17 protein-coding genes are annotated in these 18148 nt (G+C 66.4%); 5 read left to right on the forward strand and 12 right to left on the reverse strand.

All coding sequences use genetic code 11. The features are described from left to right. Positions 1-266: 266 nt before the first annotated feature. Complete coding sequence (locus AB0I81_RS38765) at positions 267-1217, forward strand: alpha/beta hydrolase (protein ID WP_360667754.1); 951 nt, start codon at positions 267-269, stop codon at positions 1215-1217. Between the two features lie 77 nt (positions 1218-1294). Here the strand turns inward: AB0I81_RS38765 and AB0I81_RS38770 are convergent, their stop codons facing one another. Continuing rightward, complete coding sequence (locus AB0I81_RS38770; RefSeq protein ID WP_360667757.1) at positions 1295-1723, reverse strand: cupin domain-containing protein; 429 nt, start codon at positions 1721-1723, stop codon at positions 1295-1297. A gap of 80 nt (positions 1724-1803) precedes the next feature. Continuing rightward, complete coding sequence (locus AB0I81_RS38775; RefSeq protein ID WP_360667760.1) at positions 1804-3033, reverse strand: cytochrome P450; 1230 nt, start codon at positions 3031-3033, stop codon at positions 1804-1806. Positions 3034-3152: 119 nt separating this feature from the next. Between AB0I81_RS38775 and AB0I81_RS38780 the strand changes: the two genes are divergently transcribed. Continuing rightward, positions 3153-6287 (forward strand): BTAD domain-containing putative transcriptional regulator, encoded by a 3135-nt coding sequence (locus AB0I81_RS38780; protein WP_360667763.1) that lies wholly within the window; start codon positions 3153-3155, stop codon positions 6285-6287. Positions 6288-6365: 78 nt separating this feature from the next. On the opposite strand, the gene AB0I81_RS38785 is transcribed toward AB0I81_RS38780, so the two are convergent. Together AB0I81_RS38785 and AB0I81_RS38790 are read right to left on the reverse strand one after the other, a co-directional pair. Further along, entirely contained in the window at positions 6366-7565 is a 1200-nt protein-coding gene (locus AB0I81_RS38785; RefSeq protein WP_360667766.1) for a cytochrome P450, read from the reverse strand. Positions 7566-7688: 123 nt separating this feature from the next. Then, the gene (locus tag AB0I81_RS38790) at positions 7689-8153 is read right to left on the reverse strand and encodes an SAM-dependent methyltransferase (RefSeq protein ID WP_360667769.1); all 465 of its coding nucleotides are present in this window, start codon (positions 8151-8153) and stop codon (positions 7689-7691) included. Positions 8154-8233: 80 nt separating this feature from the next. Between AB0I81_RS38790 and AB0I81_RS38795 the strand changes: the two genes are divergently transcribed. After that, positions 8234-9682, forward strand: a complete 1449-nt coding sequence (locus AB0I81_RS38795; RefSeq protein WP_360667772.1) for a recombinase family protein — start codon at positions 8234-8236, stop codon at positions 9680-9682. 300 nt (positions 9683-9982) lie between these two features. Next, positions 9983-11083 carry a hypothetical protein gene (locus AB0I81_RS38800; RefSeq protein ID WP_360667775.1) on the forward strand — a complete coding sequence of 367 codons (1101 nt, stop codon included), beginning with the start codon at positions 9983-9985 and terminating at the stop codon, positions 11081-11083. A gap of 717 nt (positions 11084-11800) precedes the next feature. Here AB0I81_RS38800 and AB0I81_RS38805 read toward each other — a convergent pair. The 7 genes from AB0I81_RS38805 to AB0I81_RS38835 form a co-directional block, all read right to left on the reverse strand. Then, positions 11801-12052 carry a hypothetical protein gene (locus tag AB0I81_RS38805; protein ID WP_360667778.1) on the reverse strand — a complete coding sequence of 84 codons (252 nt, stop codon included), beginning with the start codon at positions 12050-12052 and terminating at the stop codon, positions 11801-11803. Positions 12053-12193: 141 nt separating this feature from the next. Then, on the reverse strand, positions 12194-14371 hold the full coding sequence (locus AB0I81_RS38810) for a cell division protein FtsK (RefSeq protein ID WP_360667781.1): 2178 nt from the start codon (positions 14369-14371) through the stop codon (positions 12194-12196). Beyond that, positions 14368-14709, reverse strand: a complete 342-nt coding sequence (locus AB0I81_RS38815) for a hypothetical protein (RefSeq protein WP_360667784.1) — start codon at positions 14707-14709, stop codon at positions 14368-14370. The genes AB0I81_RS38810 and AB0I81_RS38815 overlap by 4 nt, the downstream gene beginning before the upstream one ends. A 33-nt stretch (positions 14710-14742) precedes the next feature. Beyond that, the gene (locus AB0I81_RS38820) at positions 14743-14931 is read right to left on the reverse strand and encodes a hypothetical protein (protein ID WP_360667787.1); all 189 of its coding nucleotides are present in this window, start codon (positions 14929-14931) and stop codon (positions 14743-14745) included. A gap of 186 nt (positions 14932-15117) precedes the next feature. After that, positions 15118-15354, reverse strand: coding sequence for a hypothetical protein (locus tag AB0I81_RS38825; protein WP_360667790.1), 237 nt, complete (start codon positions 15352-15354; stop codon positions 15118-15120). Further along, a complete protein-coding gene (locus tag AB0I81_RS38830) occupies positions 15355-15693 on the reverse strand; it encodes a hypothetical protein (RefSeq protein ID WP_360667793.1) in 339 nt (112 codons plus the stop codon). It abuts the gene before it with no gap. Positions 15694-15699: 6 nt separating this feature from the next. Next, entirely contained in the window at positions 15700-15915 is a 216-nt protein-coding gene (locus AB0I81_RS38835) for a hypothetical protein (RefSeq protein WP_360667795.1), read from the reverse strand. A gap of 113 nt (positions 15916-16028) precedes the next feature. Between AB0I81_RS38835 and AB0I81_RS38840 the strand changes: the two genes are divergently transcribed. Further along, a complete protein-coding gene (locus tag AB0I81_RS38840; protein WP_360667798.1) occupies positions 16029-17030 on the forward strand; it encodes a GntR family transcriptional regulator in 1002 nt (333 codons plus the stop codon). Positions 17031-17308: 278 nt separating this feature from the next. Here AB0I81_RS38840 and AB0I81_RS38845 read toward each other — a convergent pair whose 3' ends face one another. Then, on the reverse strand, positions 17309-18070 hold the full coding sequence (locus AB0I81_RS38845; RefSeq protein WP_360667801.1) for a GntR family transcriptional regulator: 762 nt from the start codon (positions 18068-18070) through the stop codon (positions 17309-17311). Positions 18071-18148: the final 78 nt, after the last annotated feature.

Genomic DNA, 18148 nt, shown 5'->3' on the forward strand with positions numbered 1-18148 from the left:
CACACCGCGGCATCCGGCGATGCCACTGCGATCACGATCGGTTGTCGAGCCCTTGCGTCGCGCCCTGGGAAAGCCTGGTCGGCACCCTGGCCCGGGCCACTGGGGTCCCCTGGTGACGACTACTGGGGACCTGGCGCCGGCCGCCTGACCTCGCAGATCAGCGGCACATACCCAGTTGTTGCTCCCGATCCCGGTGTCACGGAACCGGGCGCCCTCCGGTCTTAGAGGGCGAAGCAATCCTCCGACCGGAAGACGGAGCATTCAAGATGAAGGACAACATCCTTGAGCCGGCGGCGCAGGAGCTCGCCGACGCGACCTCCAAGCCCCCGTTCCTGTACGAGCTGGGCACCGACGGCGCCCGCAAGGTGCTCGACGACCTGCAGGCCGCCCCGGTCGGCAAGCCGGACGTGGACGAGAAGTGGATCACCGTCCCGGCCGGCGTCGGCGACGTGCGGGTACGCCTCGTCAAGCCGGCCGGGACGACGGGCGTGCTGCCCGCGATCCTGTACGTGCACGGCGGCGGCTGGGTGCTGGGCAACGCCGGCACACACGACCGGCTGGTGCGCGAGCTGTCGGTCGGGACGGGCGCGGCGGTGGTCTTCGTCGAGTACGACCGCTCGCCCGAGGCCCGCTACCCGGTCGCGATCGAGCAGGCGTACGCCACCGCCCAGTGGATCACCCGGCACGGCGCGGAGGAGGGGCTGGACGCCTCCCGGCTGGCGGTGGCCGGGGACTCGGTCGGCGGCAACATGACCGCCGCGCTGACCATCCTGGCCAAGCGGCGCGGCGACGTGACCTTCGTGCACCAGTCGTTGTACTACCCGGTCACCGACGCCGCCCAGGACACGGGCAGCTACCGCGAGTTCGCGGCCGGGCCGTACCTGACCGCCAGGGCGATGGCCTGGTTCTGGGACTCCTACACCACCGACCCGGCCCAGCGCGCCGAGATCACCGCCTCACCGCTGCGCGCCGGCCTGGACGAGCTGGCCGGGCTGCCGCCGGCGTTCGTCGTCGTGGACGAGTGCGACGTGCTGCGCGACGAGGGCGAGGCATATGCCCGCAGGCTCACCCAGGCCGGGGTCCCCACCACCAGCGTCCGCTACAACGGCACGCTGCACGACTTCATGATGCTCGACCCGCTGCGCGACACCCGCGCGGCGCGCGCCGCCACCGCCCAGGCCATCGAGGTCCTCAGGGCCGCACTGAACACCGCATAGGCGAGCCTGGTTTCCAGGTCGCGACGCCGAAGGCGGGAACCGGACCGGTTCCCGCCTTCGGCACGCCCACCGTGCGGTCATGACGCCCGGCGGTCGCGCCTGGCCTCCAGCTCTTCCGGGCTGACCACGGTCAGCATCGGCTGCCCAGGCGCGCAGAACATCGTCACCACGAAGGCCGACTCCTCGTCGTCCAGGTGGTTGCCGTCCTGGTAGTGGATCACGTCCCCGCCGGGCTCCCAGAACGCCTCGCCGGCCCGTACGACCCGGACCGGTTCGCCTTCGAGCTCGAAGTTGATGGCGCCCTTGATCACGTACCCGAACGCGGGCCCCGAGTGCCGGTGTGGCGGCGCGCCAGGGCTCCTCGGCGGCAACGTGACCCGGATCGTCATCGCCTCGGCCCCCGCCGGCGCGGGCGGCGCGCCCGGCACGGTGGCGACCACCTCGATGTTCGGCGGCGGACCGCTCTTGTCGGGATTGTCCAGGTGGTGCGTGTGATCGGTGCTCATCAGGCTTCCTTCGCGGTACGACGGCCGGTTCGGTCCGGCCCTGCACAGCTCAGACCGGACAGGGCCCCGTTCTGTGACACCTACCCGGCGGGGCGCAGGCGAACAGGAAGCCGCTGGTGACCGTTGCTGATGAGCGTGGGAATCGGCCGCAGCGCGTCGGCGGGTTCCGCCAGTTCCATGGCGGGGAAACGGTCGAAGAGCTGACGCAGCGCTTCGGCGACTTCGAGGCGGGCCAGCGGAGCGCCGAGGCAGAAGTGCACGCCGTAGCCGAACGCCAGGTGGTCCTTCGCTTTGCGGGCGACGTCGAAGGTGTCGGCGTCCCGGCCGTGCCAGTCCGGGTGGCGGTTGGCGGCGCCGTACGCGGCCAGGATGGGGGCTCCCTGGGCGATGACCTGGCCGTCGGGCAGCCTGATGTCGGTCACGGCGAAACGCAGCGGCAGGTACTTGATCGCGGGCTCGGCGCGCAGGGTCTCCTCCACCACGTCCGCCCAGGCGGCCCGGCCCGTACGGACGAGGTCGAGCTGCTCGGGAGACCGCAGCATGGCGAGGACGGCCTGGTCGATGACGTTGACGGTGGTCTCGTACCCGGCGTTGATCATCAGGATCATCGTGTCGCGCAGTTCGACGTCGGTGAAGCCGGTGCCGTCGCCCTCCTCGTCGCGGGTCGCGATGAGCAGGGAGGTCATGTCGTCGCCGGGGTCGCGGCGCTTGGTGGCGATCAACTGGTCAGTGGCCTTGAAGAGACGTGCGGCATTGGCCTGGGCCTCCTCGGGTGTGAGCGTGCTGTCGAAGACGTTGTCGACGATCTGCCGGAAGTCGCCCCGCTGGTCTTCCGGCACCCCCATCAGGTGGCCGATCACGGCGATCGGCAGCGGGTAGGCCAGGCGTTCGCGCAGGTCCACCACCTCGCCGGGGGGCAGCGCGGCCAGTTCGTCGATCAGCTCGGCGACCAGGGATTCGATGACCGGCTTCAGCCTGGCGATGCGGCGGGCGCTGAAGGCGGGCGCGACCATCCGGCGCAACCTGCGGTGGTCGGCGCCGTACGCGGTGAGCATGCTCTGCACCTCGATCCACAGGGCGAGCGGCCACGTGCGGATCGTCTGCTGGAAGTCCGGATAGTGGACACGGCCGTTCTTGGACACGTCGGGGCTGGTGAGCAGGGTCTTGAGCAGGGCGGGGTCGCTGACCGCCCAGGCGCGCAGGCCAAGGACGTCCACGGGGATGGCCGGGCCGCGGGCCCGCAGTGCCCGGTACTCAGCGTGCCGGTCGGCACCGGTGGGGTCGATGACGAACGGGGCGTTCTGGTACATGCGTCTTCTCCTTTTTCACGGGCACGCTGAGGCAAAAATGGCGGCTCTCACCCACGATTGACCGGGTAGCCGGGGGGATTTGTGACAGTTTGTGGCTGCGGTTCGGCACAATTGCTGATGTGCAAGTTGGACTGCTCGGGCCGTTCGAGGTCCGGAACCGCGATGAGGCCGTGCTGGACGTCCCCGGCGCCCGGCTGCGCGCGCTGCTGGCCGCGCTCGCCCTCGAACCTGGCCGGATCGTCACGCGTTCGAGGCTGGTGGACTGGATCTGGGGACAGCGGCCGCCCGCGGACGAGGTGAACGCCCTGCAGGCGCTGGTGTCCAGGCTGCGCAGGGTGTTGCCGGACGGCGTGATCGAGGCGGACGCCGGCGGGTACCGGCTGGCCGTGGCTCCCGACGCCGTGGACGTGTCCCGGTTCGAGCGCCTGGTCGCCCAGGCACGTACCGCCGAACCGGCGGAGCGGGCGGAGCTGCTGCGCTCGGCCCTGGCCCTGTGGCGCGGCACGGCCATGGCCGACATCGCGCTGCAGGACAGCGACGCCTTCGACAACGCGGTCGCGCGCCTGGACGAGCTGCACGTCACCGCGCTCGGCGATCGGGTGGACGCCGACATCCGGCTCGGCCACGGCTCCGAGATGGTCTCCGAGCTGACCGAGCTGGTGGCCGCGTACCCGCTGCGCGAGGGATTCGTGGCGGCCCTGATGCGGGCGCTGGCCGAGGCGGGGCGCGGGACCGAGGCGCTGACCGTCTACCAGCGCACCCGTGAGCGGCTCGCCGAGGAGCTGGGCGCCGACCCGTCGGCCGAGCTCTCCGCGCTGCACACCGCGCTGCTGCGGGGCGAGCTGGGCGAGGGGCCGGAGAACCGCAGGACGAACCTGCGCGCCGAGCTGACGAGTTTCGTCGGCAAGGACGAGGACGTCGCCGCGGTCGCCGCCCTGGCCCTCAAACACCGGTTGGTCACCCTGACGGGACCGGGCGGCTCGGGCAAGACCAGGCTGGCCACGGAGACCGCGCGGACGATGCTCGCCGAGCTGCCGGACGGGGCGTGGCTGGTCGAACTCGCCTCGGTACGGGCCGGCGGCGAGCTGGCGCAGGCCGCACTGACCGCGATCGGCCTGCGCGACCAGGCGCTGCTCGGCGCCCCGCGCGATGGCGAACCGATGGACCGGCTCATCGCCACGGTCAGGGAACGCGGCATCCTGCTGATCCTGGACAACTGCGAGCACGTGATCGAGGAGGCGGCGGACTTCGCCGACCGGCTGCTCGGGGGCTGCAGGCGGCTGCGCATCCTGGCCACGAGCAGGGAACCGCTCGGCATCACCGGGGAGGTGTTGTGGCAGGTCGAGCCGCTCGCGCTGCCCGCCCCTGGCGGCGACCCCGCCTCATCGCCCGCGGTGCGGCTGCTGCGCGACCGCGCGGAACTGGTGCGCAAGGACATCGGTTCCGACCCGCGAACCCTGTCGGCCATGGCGGGGATCTGCCGGGCGCTCGACGGGATCCCGCTGGCCATCGAGCTGGCCGCGGCGCGGCTGCGTACCATGTCGGTCGATCAGCTCGCGCGCCGGCTCGACGACCGGTTCCGCCTGCTGACCAGCGGCAGCCGTACGGCGCTGCCCCGGCACAAGACGTTGCGCGCGGTCGTGGACTGGAGCTGGGACCTGCTGACCGAGGCCGAACGCGGCGTGCTGCGGCGCCTGTCGGTGTTCTCCGGCGGGGCGAGCCTGGAGGCGGCGGAACGGGTGTGCGGCGGCGAGACGTTCGCCGGGGAACTCGTGCTGGACGTGCTCACCGCGCTGATCGAGAAGTCGCTGCTGATCGCCGACGGCGAGGGCACGCCGCGCTACCGGATGCTGGGCACCATCAAGGAGTACGCGACCGACCGGCTCATCGAGGCCGGGGAGGGCGAGCAGGTCTGCAGGGCGCACCTGGCCTACTTCACCGAGCTGGCCGAGAAGGCCGAGCCGCACCTGCGCCGGGCCGAGCAGCTGGAGTGGCTGGCCACACTGGAGGCCGAGCACGACAACCTCGGCGCGGCCCTGCGCGGGGCGATCGCCGAGGGCTGGGCCGAGGAGGCGATGCGGCTGGTCGGGGGCGCGGGCTGGTACTACTTCCTCAGCGGGCACCGGACCGAGGGCACCGAGCTGAGCATCGCGGCGGCCTCACTGCCCGGCGAGGTGTCCGACGACGTGCGGGCGCTGGCGTACGCCATCGTGACGGTGTTCGTGACCTCCGGGCCCGGCGGCGACCAGTACCAGGCGCAGGAGTGGATCCACGAGGCGTACCGGGTCACCAAGGACCGCGGGCACGGCCATCCCGTTCTGGGGTTCGTCGCGCTGTGGGAGCGGCTGCTGCGGGAGCCGACGGCGTTCATGTCCGTGTTCGACCCGCTCATCGCCGACGAGCACCCCTGGGTGCGCGCGCAGGCCAGGCTCACCCGTGGCCGGTTCCGGCTCACCCTCGACGGCGACGAGACCGACGTGGACATCGACGCCGAGATCGCCCTCGCCGAGTTCCGCGCGATGGGTGACCGGTGGGGCATCTCCTCGGCGCTGGCCTTCACGGCCGACCGGCTCGCGATGCGCGGCGAGTTCGCCCGTGCGTGCGAGCAGTGCGAGGAGGCCGTCGCGGCGCTGATCGAGGTGGGCGCGACCGAGGACGTCATCAGTCTGCGGGCGCGGCAGGCGCAGCTCTACTGGCTGCTCGGTGACGAGCGGTCCAGCGCCGCCGCCATGGCCGAGGCGCAGCGGTGGGCGGGCGGGCTGGCCTGGCCGGAGGTGCTGGCCGAGCTGACGCTGGCCAAGGCCCATCTGGCGCGCTGGCGCGGCGAGCCGGACGAGGCGTACCGGCACCTGGCCACGGTGCGGGAGATGCTGGTCAACGAGGGGCTGAGCGACATGGCCCGGGTCAGGGTGACGGACCTGTCCGGGTATCTCACCGATGATCTCGAACAGGCCCGCGCGTACCGGGCGGAGGCGTTCGGCGCGGCCGTGGAGACGACGTACCAGCCGCTGATCGCCGAGATGCTGATCGGGGTCGCGGATGTCGCGCTGCGTCAGGGACAGTACGAGCAGGCCGCGCGGCTGGTCGCGGCGAGCGACGGCGTGCGCGGCACGCCGGACCGTTCGCAGCGGGACGCGGCCGGGATCGCCGCGGAGACGCGCGAGCGCCTCGGCGACACCGCGTTCGCCGAGGCGACCCGTGACGGTCAGGCACGGGACTGGCGCGAGCTGGCCAAGCTCACGCTCACTCCGTGAACCGCCACCCGTGACGGTCAGGCACGGGACTGGCGCGAGCCGGCCAAGCTCACGCTCACTCCGTGAACCGCCGCCCGGTCACGCGTCCCAGGTGACCGGGAGGCTCTTGACCCCGTAGATGTCGGCGGCCTCCGGGCGCAGGGCGACCTCTTCCGCCGGTACGGCCAGCCGCAGCGTCGGGAAGCGGCCGAGCAGCGCCGGCAGCGCGACCCGCAGCTCGACGCGGGCCAGCTGCTGGCCCAGGCACTGGTGGATGCCGTGGCTGAAGGCCAGGTGGCCGCCCTCCTGACGCCGCAGGTCGAGGGTGTGCGGGTCGGTGAAGCGCTCGGGGTCGCGGTTGGCGGTGTTGTAGGACAGGATGAGCGTCGAGCCGGCCTTGATGGTGTGGCCGCCCAGCTCGACGTCCTCCAGCGCGACCCGCTGGAACTGCTTGGCGACGGTCAGGTACCGCAGCAGCTCCTCCACGGCCCCGTCGGTGAGCTCGGGGTCGGCGCGCAGCGCGGCCAACTGCTCGGGGTGCCGCAGCAGCGCGAACGTGCCCAGCGCCAGCATGTTCGCGGTGGTGTCGAACCCGGCCGACAGCAGGATCAGCGCGATGCCCTTCAGCTCCTCGTCGGTCAGGTCGCTGTCGAGCAGGTCGCTGAGCACGTCGTCGGTGGGGTTGGCGCGCTTGGCGGCCACCAGTTCGGCGAGGTACTGCTGGGTCGCGAGGTAGGCCGCGATCAGCTCCTCGTCACTGACCTCCCCGCCGAGGAACTTGTCGATGTTCTCCTGGAAACGGCCCCGGTCCTCGTACGGCACGCCCAGCAGCTCGCAGATGATGACGGCCGGGATCGGCTTGGCGAACGCGGTCACCAGATCAGCCGACGGCCCCGCCTTCTCCATCGCGTCCAGGTACTCGGCGGTGACCTGCTCGACCCGCTCGGTGAGCAGCCGCATCCGCCGGACGGTGAACTTGCCCACCAGCGGCTTGCGGTAGCGGCCGTGCTGCGGCTCGTCCATCAGCAGGAACTCACCGGGCGGGGCCGGCGGCACCTCGATGTCGCCGTAGTCGATCAGCGGGTGGTGCCGCATGAGCTCCTTGCGCGAGCTGAACCGCGGGTCGGCCAGCACCGACCGGAGCAGGTCGTACCCGGTGACCAGCCAGCCCTGGTGCCCGTCGGGGAAGGTGTAACGGCTGATCGGGCTCTGCTCGCGGGCCTCAAGCAGCTCCTTGGGCGGGTCGAAGGGGCAGCCGGCCTGACGGGTGGTCGGCATCGTGGTGACGGTGTGTTCCATGGTGATCCCCTTTCGCAGCCCCGAGGCCGCAATCGCTGCACCGTACATGGCGTCCACCATCGCGGACCGTCCTGACACGGGACCGTCACCGCGCTGACACGACGTACGGGGTGGGGTCCGGGGTCAGCGCTTGATCGCCACCCCGCAGGTCGCCGCCATCCCCGTGCCCAGGTCCAGCGCCGGAACCGTCTCGTCGGGACGCCATTCCGGCAGCGGCACCACTCCCGGCTCGACGAGCTCCAGACCGTCCAGGAACTCGGCGATCCGCTCCGGCGAGCGGAGCACGATCTCCGTCCCCGAGGCCCGGTAGAAGGTGGAGGCGTTCCTGAGCTCCGGGGTGTCGCCGATATGGCTGATCACCAGGTACGAGCCCGACGGCATCGGCTCCATCACCGTGCGGACGATCTCGTGGGCGTCCCCGTCCGGCATGAAGTGCAACATCGCCAGCATCAGCACCGCGACGGGCCGATCGAAGCCGATCAGCGACTCGGACTCCGCCAGGATCGGCTCAGGCCGGCGCAGGTCGCCTTCCACCACGTGCGTGTTGCCGGTCGTGGCCAGCAGCGCCCGCGCGTGCGTCAGCGCCACCGGGTCCTATGCTCTCGGGTAGTGTGCACGGTGTCAGGCCAGCACGTGGGAGGCTGGTCAGCACCGAAGAGGAGCGGACCGTGAGCCTAGGCGCAGCGTTCGTGAGGGTCAGCACGGGCAGTCAGGACGAGACGAGTCAGGTCAAGACGATCGAGGCCCACGCGGAGGATCGTGGGATCAGGATCGTTAAATGGTTCAAACTCCACGGCTACAGTGCCAGCCATGGCACGCAAGAGCCCGCGCTGCGTGAGGTGATCGCCGATATTGGGCGTGGCGACTACACGACTTTGATGGTCACGGAGTCGAGTCGGCTTGATCGGCGGGAGGATTTGGACGCGCAGGCTGAGATCTTGCTGGCGATCCGTTCCGCTGGCGGGGACATCATTTCGATAGGCGAGCCTCAGTTTGGGCGTACCGACTTCGCCGGACGTATCGTGACGCTGGTGGCGCAGCATGCGAACGCTGAGAAGTCTAAGACGGTGAAGCGGGATACGTACCGTGGAATCTCTATGATCATCGCTGCTAATGCGCATCATGGCCCGCTGCCGCCATTCTGGGCAGTTACAGGCGAGCGGTACGCGAAGCAGGCTTATTGCACGGATCCGGGAGCTGTCAGGGACGTTTTCGAGCGTGTCGCCAACGGTGAATCCCTGGCGGCTGTCGGTCGCAGCCACGATCTATATCCAGCATCGGTCAAAAGCCTTATCCGGTTCGCGGCGAATCACACCGGCGTTGAGGAGTGCCGGTACACGTATGAGGGTGTGACCCAGACATGGGCTCATGAGGTTACTCCGGTAGTCGATTCTCCGCTGTGGTGGCGCGCTAATAGCGTGCTGGTCGCTAATGTGACGGATGCAAGGGCAAACAAGGGTGGCCGTCCGGTGGCGTCGCCTGCCAACTGGATCAGCGGTGTTCTTGATTGCCCGGAATGCGGCGGCAAGCTTTATCTGAACGCTGGTATGACTCCGCAGGGCAACCCGCGTACGCCTAAGCTGCGCTGTGGCGGGGAGGCAAAGAAGCGTCTTTCCTGTGGGCGTTTCAAGGGCTGTGACGCAGAGCCTGTTCTTGACCTGATCACCGGCATGTTCGCCAGCGACACGACCGACATTCTCGCCTTCCAGCGGGTGGCGGGGAACGCTCACGAGCTGGAGGCGTTGAACGCTGAACTCCGAAAGATACAGGGCCGTCTGTCCGCCACCGAAGATGACGACGAGCTAGACGCGCTGGTCGCGCAACGGAGGGCGATGAAGGCGCGAATTGAGGGGTATGTCATTGTACCTGACACGTTCGACTACGCCCCCACAGGCCAAACTGTAGCCCAGATGTGGCGAGCCGGGAATGACGCCGTCAAACGTGGAATGGTGCGAGCGGTTAAGAAGTGCGGGGGAATCGCCCTCACCCACCACGAGGATCAGTGGACCATCGACGTCGGAATGGCCGAAGCCGCAGAAGGCGTAGGAGGCGTAGGAGGCGCGGACGGGATCGTAGACCTCGGCAATGGCTTGTGCTTCCGCCGTCAGGCCCAGTGAACCTGCCAGGCATTCGCCCGGGTACTGGCACCCCCGAGGAGGAGACCCGGTTCGTTAGAGCCCCAGCCCCCCCCTGATGCTCCGCCCTTCTAGATATCTCGCAAGCACACGCAAACATGCTCAAATAGGCATCAACCTCGCATTCGGACTTCCTATCGAAAGAGCATCGCGCCCTCCCCGCGGGGCTCCCAGCAGAGTAGGCTGCCCATTAAACGCGATCAGGGGTCGGCCTTTAATTACTTGAGACTCGACGGCAGTACCTAGTCGCGCTCAAGAAACGAAACGAGAGGGAGATTGAAAGTGGATTCTCAATTCAAATTCATTCAGCACGCCAGAGACGCACGGCGCCAATTGTCAGAATTACTTGCGCTTGTTATCGCTCTTTCGTTCGCGGTCAATCTTCTCAGCTCGGCCGTCTTCGATCTATGGGGAATCACCGGTGCGCTTGTCTCCGGAATTGCGATTATCGCTCTTTGCGCGGCATATTTCTATTTTACGCGATCCAGGGGCCGAAAATACTTCCTCGAAATTGGTGCCACATTCGCAGTATCGGCGGAGGATCGTGCCAAGATAATTCGGATGCCAGGTTATGCGTTCGGGAAATCCTTTGCCAATATAGCTCATGCGGTTTTCGAGGAAAACGAGGCGCTCAAAAGCCAGTGGGTCAACGGGGATTTCGTCACATACGAGCATATAAAAGGTATTAGTTGGAAGAGCGCTCCGGGCCCAGGGGTGAGATTAGCGCGCGAAATCGCCGAATACATAGTAATACATATGCTCGGCACTCATCTCACGGACTACTTTGCTAACTCTGAGCTTGATCGCAGTAGAGTGCACAATTACGAGCGCAAGGAGCTTCCACACGTACTCCTAAGTAACCGCGTTCTAGATCTTATTTCGCGAGACGTAGAAGATAGGCCAGGATTTGGGCCTGCCGAGCAGGGCGGGTGGAGGCTTGTTTATGGCGGTCCCGGAAAAAGGCTGTACTCCCACTTTCGGCTTAGCCTTCCCAAGGGTAGTTCGGTCACGAGAGAGGCGAGTGGGGACCTTCTTATCGACAGTCCGGCGATCCTCTTGAGGATATCTACAGATTTTCAGGGGTATGGGGCAGCTGTTCCATTCGACTACTGTCGATACCTGCTCAAATCAGATCCACTATCTGTTAAAAACTACCAGGTCAAGTTCACCATCTCGGCCGAAGTTAAGGATGCAATATTCCGCCGCCGTAGCCTATGGGCATACTACGGTTGGGTTGAGTCATTTATAGAAAAAATTCGCAATGACGTCGACTATGCTGAGTTCTTTCGCCGTACTAATTGGGAGGCGTCTGAACTGATCATTGAAGCAATCGAACAGATGCGTAAGGCCAACAACGACAAAGAGGAGAAGGAAGCGACTTAGTCTGTAGAGCCCGGCCGGATCAGGAGGAGAGCCAACAACCCTCACCCTTTCCAGCTGACCTTCCGCCACCTGGGCCGCTCCGATCGTGTTAGCCCTCCCCACAGCGGACTAACCGCATTCGGATGCGCACACTTCGCTCATGGGGACCGCTCTTGAGGGGCCAACCTCGTTGTTACCCCGGCCCAGCCTATGGGCATATCGAGCCCGGGTATGGGCTGGGGCGGCAGGCCATCGCGCCCAAGTGGCCCGCCTTGTCTCCCATCGCGCCAGGGGACGAGCGCAGCGGGCCCGAGAGCGCGCCTCTGTCATAGCTCAGGCGCTCGCAGACATCCGAGCCCGCATCGCCGCGTTGCGCGCCGATAGCCGCCTCACAGCCGACTAGAACGCGCTGTGCGTGACTGTACGGCGGTATGGCGAAGGGCTCGTCCCGGACGCGATGCCCGGGGCGAGCCTCTTTTATTGTCTTCGTGGTTAGGCGGATGGCGGGGGTTGTCGTGCAGGAACGACACGGACAACTCTTCCGGCTTCGATGTGGCTGAGCACTTCAGGGAGTCTGAAGTCTTGAGCCAGGATGATCACGATTTCTTTTTGTTGTTCTCTTTCGGTGCAGTCCGCCGTATAGGCGTTCACCTCTTCCGGTTTCGGTTGTTCGGTGGTCTGGTCTGTCGTGGGTCATCACCTCCCTTCGCTTCTGCGAGTGTGTCGGGACGGTGGGTGTTATCGGGTGCCGTCGCGGTGGAGTCTGCGGGCGTGGTTCCAGAGGCGGCGGCCGATCCGCAGGCGTAGGCCGGTGCCGTTGCAGCGGGGGCAGAAGCGCCAGCCTTGGCCGAACAGGTAGGGGATGCGGCCGGTGCCGTTGCAGCGGCGGTGTTCGCGGAAGGGGCGGGCGTAGCAGAGGCATACGTAACAGAGTGTGAGCAGGATCGGGAGCATGAGTGCTGCGGTAGCAGCGAGCGTGTCTAGGGTCACAACCGCCTCCTGAGCGGGTTTCGCGGGGTGCCGGCGTTCAGACTGCTACCTGCTACTGGCCTGGTCATCGGCTGTTTTGGAGTGCTAGCGGGGGTGCTACCGGTAGCAGGGGCGGCTGCTACCGGTAGCACCCTTGGTGGATCAGTTCACGCGGCCCTTTTGGTCACGTTCAGCGATTACGCTGGTGAGATCCGCGAAGCGGATGCCACGTCTGACCCGTTGTTTGCCGCCCCGGCGGCGGCCGATGTCACGAACCTTGACGCCGAAGGGCTTGAGGGCGCTGGTGAGTTGTTCGGACTGCCATCCGCCGTATACCTCGGGCCGGAGTTCGGCCAGCCGCGCGCACAAGGTTTCGTTCCACGCGGCGTCTTCCCCCGCTGGCCAGACGGTGGCAACATCGGCCAGCAGGTCATAGGCGGGGGATTCGGGCCGGGTCTGCGTGTCGGTGGCGGGCAGGGTGCCTGCCGCCATGCGCGCCTTGATCGCCCTGTCTATGACCTGTTCGGCCTGGTCGGCGTTGACCTCGAAGCTGCGGCGGGCACCGGGCTTGCCGACACCGACGACGACACCCCACCCGGCATCGCCGGGGCCGCTGTCGTTGCCCGGCTCGAACACGGTCGCCCGGTAGCCCGCCTTGTACATACCGGTACCAAGGATCATGTCGTTGGCGACTTGATCACGGACCGACATGCACACGCGCGTGTTGACATTGCGCGTGATCCCGGTGGGCAGGCTGTCTCTGTCCGGGATCTGGGTGTCGAGAAGCAGGATGATGCCCAGCGCACGCCCGAGCTTGATCACCTTCTCGCACAGCTCCCCCGCCTCGGCACCGTACTGGCGGTGCTGGAACAGCTCTTGTACCTCGCTGAGGAAGACCACGAGCGGATGCAGCCCGGACCCCTTGCGCGAGGCGAGCTCCGGCGTGACCTTGTTCTCCGGGGCCATGCCCAGCGCGTGATAGTGGGCGATCTTCGTGGCCCGCTGCTGGCATTCGCTGTGATACAGCCAACTGATCAGCGCGGCGGCCCTAGCGATCGTCTGGTCGTCCTGGCCATCGCCGTACTCGGCGCAGACCGGTTCGACCACCCGGAAGTCACCGACGCCCTTGAAGGAGTACCCGCGTAGCTCCGCGCGTGGGTCGAGACTGGCAGCGAGCACCAGCAGCCGCAACAGGAACGTCTTGCCCGATCCGGGCTGCCCGCCGATCAACCAGTTCCGGAAGATCAGCATGGCATTGACGGTCTCCATGCGGGGCGTGGTGAAGATCGGCAGCGAGGCGAACACGTTCACGCTGCCGCTCTTCAGCAGCGGCCAGGGCGGCGTTTGCATGGCGCTGGCCGGTTGGTAGCCGACCCACAGCGCCAGCCGTCCAGGATGGCCCTGGGCCGGTTCTGGCCATACCTGGTCGAGCGGTAGCCGCATCGCGGACGCCAGCCGTCCGCGCCGTGCGACCACCTCGGCGGCTTCCACCCCGTAGGGCAGATCGACGATGGCCAGATGTCCGGGGCCGTCGCGGGCGATGTCGGTCGGGAAGCTGATCGCGTGCTGGTCCTTGGCCACGGCCTGATTGATCGCCCCGACACCGATGGACAGCAGAGCGCGCCGCACCAGTTCGGCGGTGAGCTTGCGGTAGCGCGGCCCGTCACTTACCCGGTCGGTGATCGGCTTGTCCGCTGGACGTCCGGCGCGCGCCAGTAGCGGCACCGAGGCGGCCAGCAGCGCCCACCACGCCTGATCCGGGATGCTCACCTGCAAGGCGAGCACGGCCGCCACCGACGCCCCGGTGAGCAGGGCGGCCAGCAGCAGCACCGACCAGCGCCAGCGCGATTGCCGTTCGCGCTGCTTGTCCAGCCGTAGCCAGGTGGCGGGGTCGTTGTGGTCGGCGGCAGCCTGACGCAACGCCCGGTTGCCGTCCTCAGCGGTCGCCCAGCGCAGCACGCGGGCGATACTGGCGGCGAGCCCGACGGGCGCGTACACGGCCGTCTTGAGCAGGTACTTGGGCAAGCGGACCGTGTGATAGCCGAGCGCGTATCCGGCATCTCTGACCCACCAGGCGAGCATCGCACGCCGACCGGCCCGCGTGCGCGTCCACGCGGGCAGGATCGGGGCGCGCCCCTGACCGGTCTGCGACCGGTCAGGGGTAACGCCGTCGTCGTCGGGCCGATCGACCGGCGGCCCGATCGCCGGTCGATCAGCGGGAACCGACTCCCGGTCAAAGAACGTGTCTCTGTCCGCGTCCTGGTCGTCGGGGGCAGGGTTGGTGCCGGCGTCCTCGGGTTCGTCCTGCCAGGCCGCCCCGTCCGGTGGCGGCTGGGTCATGCGTAGCCCTTCCACCGTGCCGCTTGGGCCTGGTCGGCGAGTTCCTCCCGCAGGTAGGCAAGCGGGTCGTGCTCGCCATCGGCATGGGCGTTCAAGGTGGCGTTGATAGCGGCGAGGTAGTTCGCGCGGCTCAGGCGAAGGGCGGCGGCTTCGTCGTGGAGTCGGCGGATCTCCTGGACCAGTTCGGGGGTGTCGTGCAGGGCGGCGGTCACGTGCTGCCACAGGTCGCTGAGCGTCGAAGTGGAGCGGGCGAAGGTGGCAACGAGCTGTTGGGCGGTGCCGTTGCGGTCGATGACCTCCTGCAGATCGATGCGGGGGTAGGGGTGGCGAAGGGTCACTAGGACATCACCTCTTTCAGGTCGGTGGGCAGGTCAAGAGCCGGTGAGCCAGGACAGCAGGGCCTTGATGGCACGGTTGATGTCGGGAGCGAACGCGGTTGCGGCCAGCAGGAAGCCGAAGACGGCGCAGGCCGCTGCCATCCACAACCGCAGTTTGAGGAATCGCACGGCTACCAGGACGACGATCCCTAGCACGACGACCAGGGGAATCGATACGTTCATCAGCAGATCACCTCCTTCCCATGTACGAGTGGGGTGGTAGGAGGCGGGGGGTTAGATGCCGTCGTGACGGGACTTACGACGACGCCACCGGGCGCGGGCGCGGCACTTGTTGCAGCTCTTGCTGCCGGTCTCCACGGCAGCGCCACAGAGGCACCCACGAATGATCGGGAAAGTACGCAGCGTTGATCACCTACTTCTTGTTCGGTCGGAATGGGCGGAGGGGGCGGCGTTCTTGCGCCGGTTGGCGCTGCGGGCGTACAGGAGCACGCTTCGCGCCAGGTGTTCAGCGGTGTTGCGGGGGCGGTCGAGCGGGCTTTTGCGCTGGTCAGCGGTGCGGATGCCGCAGGCCAGCACCACGCACAACCCCAAAATGATCAGCGCTGCGATGAGAGCGAAAAGGACGATCATCATGGGGATGTCCACTCAAACCTCTGAGGGCGGGTCAGCAGAGTCGCGGCGGTCTCGTGCGGCCCGCGTGACGAGAATCGCCTCATAGGCGACTGTGCCGAAGTCCGCGCAGGCGACGTGCTGGCCGTACTCGGCTCTGGTCGTGACGCCCAGCAGGGCGGCGATCCGCTCGACTTCGGCGAGTGCTTCCGCCTCGGTCGTGGCGTTCGTGTCGTATCGCGGGTGGACTCGGACGCTCACCGGCCCGTACCGGGGAACGGGCAACTCCGGGTTCCTGGCCAGGAAATCGGCCAGGCCGCGAAGATCGGCGATGAGTCGGTCCCGATGGGCCGTGTCGGGAGTGTCGTGTGTCATGGGAGATCAGCTCCTTCCGAAGTGGGTGAGGAAGAGGGCCAGCACGTCCGGGCCGTTCTCCAGCGCGTCTGCCAGCGCGTGAAGCGCCATGATCGCCAGCAGCAGCGCCGTGGTGGCGAGCACGCTGGAAACCAGGCCATCAGCGCAGTTGTCCAGCAGTTCGGCCAGTGCGCGCATGACCGCGATCAGTCGGTTGGACTGTGCGCCCTTCAGGCCGTTCATCGCGATCACCTCCCGTTCGTGCGGTACCTCGATCGCAACTGTGCGCACTCAGTTGTGCGCACTCGCTTGCGTACACACAGGATGCACCCTCAACTGTGTGCGCGCAAGTGTGTATGCACAGATTGACGCATACAGATGTGTGCGCTAAGGTCGGAGGGCAAGTTCCAGCACGTGAAAGGGGGTGCGACGTGGCCACGAACGGCACCAGAGACGACGCACAGGCCGGCCAAGAGCAGGCGAAACCGCTCTACGAGATCATCCGTGACGAACTGATCGCAGACATCGACAGCGGCAAGTACCCCGTTGGAGCGCTCTTGCCATCGATCAGGGACATGTCCGTTCGGTGGACGGTGAGCACCACAACCGCCCGCCGCGTCCTGTCCGAACTGGTCAACGCCGGATACGCACGCCCTGAAGGCACACGTGGACACACGGCGCTCCGACCAACCCGAGAAGCGGCCGCTGGCACCCCAGAGGCATCGGCCTTGCCGGGATCGCCCCCCGGCGCGGGCAGACCCCATGACAAAGATCTGGTGGAGCGGCTAGAGCAGTGGCTTGACCGACTGGCGATCGATGCCGAGACGATCAGGAGACCTACCAGAACGCAAAGCGAATCAGCGGTCCCTATCCTTCGCACGGCCCAGGTCGTAACGACGCAAGGAGTAGTACACGCATCCCCCGCTAGCGTGAATGTGCGAAATGAGCCTGCGCCACCGGATGTAGCTATGGCTCTGCAACTTCCCGACCATGCCACACCCGTCCTAGTTCGGCGGCGTGTGACCTCGGACACCCAAGGGAGCCCTGTTCAATACCGCGCCAGCTACATTTCACCAAGAATTGCCACGAAAAACACACCACTGGCCTCTAGTGACGTAATTGCTGAACCGTGGCATGAAGCATTGGCGACATGTACGGGAGGTGCGATCAAGGTCGCAGAAAGCTATGTCTCTGCGCGTCATCCGAGCGACACAGAAGCGGCAATGCTCGCGCTTCCACTGGTGGCATGCGTGCTCATTCGGGTCGATCGAACGGTTGATGAGAACGATCAACCGGTGGATTGCACTGTGACCGTGTGGCCGGGGGATAGTACACGAATTCAGATCCCGAGCGGCTGATTCGACGGGCGCGCGTCAAATAGAAGGCCATCCCTTCTGGATTAAGGGATGGCCTTTTTATTATTCAGAGAGCTCGTAATCACCCCATTTGCATCCACCGGACCTATCGCGATGATCACTCTTGTGCTCACGTGGAAGTACACATCTGACAGTGAAAGCTTCCCAGGAATCCGGCTAAAGGGTTCTGTCTGCACAGATCTCGTCTGGTGGAACAGTGGTAAATCTGTCTGCCATCTACAGAGCCCCCTTAGTGCTCATGCTCCGAAAGAGTATGGAATCTAGGTGATCACGGATCGGAAGTGGAACTTATAGCGGTCAGCTCTGAAAATAATCTTTGCGACTTCTACCGCAACGTCAGCAGCCCAGAACGTCTGCCATATCTCAACTACCGGCACGTTCGCCGGCATGTGGAGCTGAACGGTTTCGTGCCGCTCGGGCATACGCACCCAGATAGCTTCCTCCTCCAATCCAACGTGAAGTCCGATCGCGTCGAACCGGGGCACGATGCCGCGACTGGCATACGGACCTTGATGCGGGAACTCGATTTCCGTACCACCGGTGATGTCGAGCGGTTCCCATGTAACGCTGACCGATACGAGTTCACCCTCCATGCGTATTTCGTATGCCGTCTCCGTAACCGGATTTCCTTCGTCGATACCGAGGCGTTGTGCCACCTCGGCGGGAGCCTCGACATGTTCGGTCTCGTGCGATACCTGAACTTCGACGTGTGAACGCGCTGCTTCGGTCTGATACGTAGGACGGTAATCAGGGCGGCGTCGCCAACGATCGGGAGCGATGCGAATAAGCGGGTGCTGAGCGGCCACGAGGTTGACTGCTCCTTTTGGAGTGTATATCAGTCCCTCATTTCGGAGATCGATCAACGCATGCCGCACAGTCCGGAGAGAGCAGTTCCATTGGGCGCATAGGTCGCGTTCGCTGGGAAGCTGTGCGTTTGGCATGAGTGCCCCGCTGTCGATCTTGTTTCGCACGTCGTTAGCGATCGAGAGGTACAGCGGCGTCTCGGAGGCATGCTCGCTCATGCGCGCATGCTCTCACACAACCCCTTGGCAGCCCACGGGCTTTGAGGCAGCAAAAAGGAGGCCCGCCCGGTAATTTAT

This window comes from Nonomuraea sp. NPDC050404, assembly GCF_040655495.1.
Taxonomy (GTDB): domain Bacteria; phylum Actinomycetota; class Actinomycetes; order Streptosporangiales; family Streptosporangiaceae; genus Nonomuraea.